This window comes from Mannheimia sp., from assembly GCF_056854775.1.
Map to the genome: position 1 here is coordinate 1 of NZ_JBXGGI010000096.1, position 4,190 is coordinate 4,190.

At 39.2% G+C, this 4,190-nt stretch carries 5 protein-coding genes; 2 read left to right on the top strand and 3 right to left on the bottom strand.

What is annotated here, in order from left to right:
• The 3 genes from ACJHV0_RS06565 to pgsA all read right to left on the bottom strand — a co-directional run.
• The coding region (locus ACJHV0_RS06565; RefSeq protein WP_483133718.1) for a solute carrier family 23 protein at positions 1 to 455 on the bottom strand (455 nt) is incomplete at its 3' end.
• Between the two features lie 243 nt (positions 456 to 698).
• Positions 699 to 2,534, bottom strand: a complete 1,836-nt coding sequence (gene uvrC / locus ACJHV0_RS06570) for an excinuclease ABC subunit UvrC (protein ID WP_483133719.1) — start codon at positions 2,532 to 2,534, stop codon at positions 699 to 701.
• Between the two features lie 75 nt (positions 2,535 to 2,609).
• Complete coding sequence (gene pgsA / locus ACJHV0_RS06575; RefSeq protein ID WP_025216986.1) at positions 2,610 to 3,158, bottom strand: CDP-diacylglycerol--glycerol-3-phosphate 3-phosphatidyltransferase; 549 nt, start codon at positions 3,156 to 3,158, stop codon at positions 2,610 to 2,612.
• Between the two features lie 197 nt (positions 3,159 to 3,355).
• On the opposite strand from pgsA, the gene ACJHV0_RS06580 reads away from it, so the two are divergent.
• Together ACJHV0_RS06580 and ACJHV0_RS06585 are read left to right on the top strand one after the other, a co-directional pair.
• Complete coding sequence (locus ACJHV0_RS06580; RefSeq protein WP_188155989.1) at positions 3,356 to 4,021, top strand: Bax inhibitor-1 family protein; 666 nt, start codon at positions 3,356 to 3,358, stop codon at positions 4,019 to 4,021.
• Positions 4,022 to 4,049: 28 nt separating this feature from the next.
• Positions 4,050 to 4,190, top strand: a 141-nt coding sequence (locus tag ACJHV0_RS06585) for a TusE/DsrC/DsvC family sulfur relay protein (RefSeq protein WP_483133720.1), incomplete at its 3' end; no start/stop codon positions are given.

The following is a 4,190-nucleotide window of genomic DNA, read 5'->3' on the forward strand; positions in this document are numbered from 1 at the left end:
ACCGCCACAGGAATTAAACTTAAACCGATCATCATTACAACAACACCGGTTACCACAGGTGGAAAAAGTTTACGCACATAAGGCATAAAAAAGCTGCCGATAATCATTACTAGAGAACCGACCAATGAAGCCCCCATAATCCCTGCTACTCCGTGCTCACTAAAACCGATAGCCAGTGCTGCCGCTACGAAAGTAAAACTCGTTCCCATCACACTTGGTAAACGTAAACCGATAGGTCCGATGCCTTGACATTGAATAATCGTTACAATACCCGACACCAATAACGCAGCATTAACCAGCACGATAATATCCGATGCAGGTAAATTTAGCACATTACCAATGACTAACGGTACGGCAATAATACCACCAAGTGCCGCCAACAAATGTTGTGCCGCAAGAAGAAGCGTTAGACCGAATGGCGGTTTAGAATCAACAGGGTAAAGAATTTTTTGCATAAATGCCTCAAAATAAGATTGAAAGAAATAAAAAATTAGGGGCGAATTATACGGATTTCCCGCCAAATAAGCAAACGATTACGCAAACGTTTGCTTATTTTTCATTTCAATTTGCAATATAACAAGCGGTTGTTTTTTCGGACATTTTTGCAAAAACACTTACGCTTTAACATCAGTGCTACTGATGATACGAGCTACGAGCATAACGAGTAAATTTTTCAACAAAAATGACCGCTTGTTTAATTAACTATTTCTCAAAGTGTCGAAAACAACTTCCGCTAAAGCTTTAGAAATACCCGGCACGCTTTGAATTTCTTCAAGCGTGGCATTTTTCACACCTTGCATTCCGCCTAGATATTTTAATAAAGCTTGGCGACGTTTAGCTCCAACGCCCTCAATGCTTTCTAACCCACTTTCAGTAAAGGCTTTTTGGCGTTTTTTTCGATGTGCATTGATAGCATAGTTATGTGCTTCGTCTCGAATATGCTGAATTAAATGCAAAGCAGGGCTATCGGGCGGTAAGTTGATCTCTTTATCCCATTTGCTGATAATCAAGGTTTCTAGCCCTGCTTTGCGTTCCACCCCTTTTGCAACACCAATTAGGAGTGGTTTAGATATATCCCACTCCACCTTCAGCTTGGAAAAAGTATCTAACGCTCGATTGAGCTGCCCTTTGCCTCCGTCGATAAAAATAATATCAGGAATTTTTTCCGGTGGAAGTGGTCGGTCATAACGCTTCAGAAGAGCCTGCTCCATTGCGGCATAATCATCACCGGGCGTAATGCCTTCAATATTAAAACGGCGATAATCCGATTTCAAAATGCCGTTTTCATCAAACACTACACAAGAAGCGACTGTTTGATCACCCATTGTGTGGCTGATGTCAAAGCACTCCATTCTTGCAATTTTTTCGAGATCTAGCACCGCTTGTAAAGCTTCGTAGCGAGTGTAAATACGTTCGTCTTGCTTTAATTGAACATTCAGAGCAGCAATTGCATTGGTTTGAGCAAGAGCGAGGTAGCGACTTTTTTCACCTCGTACTTTATTTAAAATGCTAACTTTATGCCCGGCTTGTTCAGATAGTACGGTTTCTAAGGCTTCTTTTTCACTCACTGTTTGATCGATAATGATCTGATTGGGAATTGTGCGATGCTGGTTCATCTGCAAATAAAACTGCCCGATGAAGGTATCACTTAATTCAGCAAGATCGGTATGATTTGGCACTTTTGGAAAATAGCTTCGATTGCCTAATACCTTGCCTTGTCGTACAAACAAAATATGCACGCAAGCAATACCATATTGGTAAGCAATCGAAATAAAATCCAGATCGTCCTGACGATCAGTTGAGATCGACTGTTTTTCCATTACTTCACGCACGAGTTGGATTTGATCTCGATAACGTGCCGCCGTTTCAAATTCCAGATTTTCAGCCGCACTTTCCATCTTACCAATCAGATATTCAACCACTTGATGATCTTTACCCTGTAAAAACAGTCGAACCAATTTCACTTGATTATCGTATTCTTCTTGCGTGCAATAACCTGCCACACAAGGGGCAAGACAACGTCCGATCTGATATTGTAAACAAGGGCGGGAGCGGTTTTTATAATAGCTGTCTTCACACTGTCGGACAGGGAAAATTTTTTGCAACAAGTAGAGCGTTTCCCGCACTGCCGTGGCATTAGGGTAAGGTCCAAAATATTCACCACTGATTTTTTTACTGCCTCGAAAGCTCCCCACACGCGGATGTTGATGTTTAGTGAGTAAAATATAAGGATAGGCTTTGTCATCACGCAGAAGCACATTATATTTAGGTTGATTTTCTTTAATATAGTTGTGTTCTAACAGTAGGGCTTCTGTTTCGGAATGGGTTAGCGTTGTCTCAATATAGGCAATATTCGACACCAATGCCTCGGTTTTACGATTAGGTAAATTCGCACGGAAATAGCTTGATAAACGCTTTTTTAGATCTTTGGCTTTACCAACATAGATAATCTTCCCTTTGCCATCGTACATACGATAAACACCGGGCTGATGAGGAACATCAGCAAGAAAAGATTTGGAATCAAATTCGGACATTATGCGTGATGAAATTCAGAATATGCAATTGCAAAATAGCTTCACAATTGCAAAAAAATAATAAAAATAGACCGCTTACGACTTCAACAAGCTACCTTTGGAAGCATTCAAATATTGCAACATCGACCAAATAGTTAAACCTGCCGCAATATAAAGTAGAATAAAGGCTAAAATTTCCATTGCTTCACTTTGTCGCCAAATCATTCCGCCTAAGGCTAACATTTGAGCGGTTGTTTTTACTTTTCCCCAAATTGAAACGGCAACGCTTGCTCTCTCACCGAGCTCTGCCATCCATTCACGCAATGCAGAAATAATAATCTCTCTGGCAATCATAATGCAAATTGGAATAGTAACCCACCAAGTATGGTAATGCTCCGCTACACAAACAAAAGCAACTGCAACCAGGACTTTATCTGCGACAGGGTCTAAAAATGCCCCAAGTCTCGTTGTTTGGTTCCATTTACGGGCTAAATAACCATCAAACGCATCAGTAATAGAAGCAATAAAAAATATCAAGGTAGCAATTTCAGGGGCATATTTAGTCGGCAGATAAAACGCCACAATAAAAAGTGGTATCATTCCGACACGAAATAAAGTTAAAAAAGTTGGGAAATTAAGCTTCATAACAAAACTAAAGGAACAAGCAGTAGAATTGTGTTAAGTGTAACATAACTAAATTATTTTTTTTACTCCCCTGTTACAAAATCGCATTGACTTTACAATAAATTACCGCTAATTTAAGGCTTGATTTATGGAAATTTATCCATACATATCAATCCGTCGGTTTTTCCGATTTAAAAACAAAAACAGAAGGAATTTTTATGGAAAATCGTTTAGCTCATAGCTACTCAACATCTGAATCACTTATTAGCACTCACAAAGTGCTACGCAATACCTATATGTTATTGGCAATGACACTGACTTTCTCAGCCGTTGTTGCTTTTGTTGCAATGCAAATGAACGCACCGGCAATGCCTTGGTGGGGATTATTAATCGGCTTTTATGGCTTACTTTTCTTAACGAATGCCACTTCAAATAGCAGTGTGGGTATCTTAAGCGTATTTGCGTTAACAGGCTTCTTGGGTTATACCTTAGGTCCTATTTTAAACCGCTACATCGGTGCCGGTTTAGGTGATATCGTTGCTCTTGCATTTGGTGCAACGGCATTAGTTTTCTTCGCTTGTTCAGCTTATGTATTAACCACGAAAAAAGATATGAGTTTCTTAAGCGGAATGATGGTAGCATTATTTGTGGTACTATTAGTCGGCATTATCGCTAACATTTTCTTAGCGATTCCGGCACTAGGTTTAGCCTTAAGCAGCTTATTTGTTATCTTCTCAAGCGGTGCGATTTTACTCGCAACCAGCAATATTATTCACGGTGGCGAAACAAACTATATTCGTGCAACTGTTGATTTATATGTTTCTATCTATAACCTATTTGTAAGTTTCTTACAAATCTTTGGTGTATTAGGTAGCGATGATTAATATTAAAATATAAGAGGAATGCCACTTTATGTGGCATTTTTATTTTATGTCTATAGAACTGAATAATATCCAATACCCAACTGACGATGCAGGTTATTTGAAAAACCTAAATGATTGGTCTGAACAACTCGCTGAAAAAATCGCAGAAAAAGAACAAATTACATTAACG

Bases quoted from the DNA above. Each gene is read 5' to 3' on its own strand.
- ACJHV0_RS06580 (WP_188155989.1), top strand. From the start codon at position 3,356: ATGGAAAATCGTTTAGCTCATAGCTACTCAACATCTGAATCACTTATT.
- pgsA (WP_025216986.1), bottom strand. From the start codon at position 3,158: ATGAAGCTTAATTTCCCAACTTTTTTAACTTTATTTCGTGTCGGAATG.
- uvrC (WP_483133719.1), bottom strand. From the start codon at position 2,534: ATGTCCGAATTTGATTCCAAATCTTTTCTTGCTGATGTTCCTCATCAG.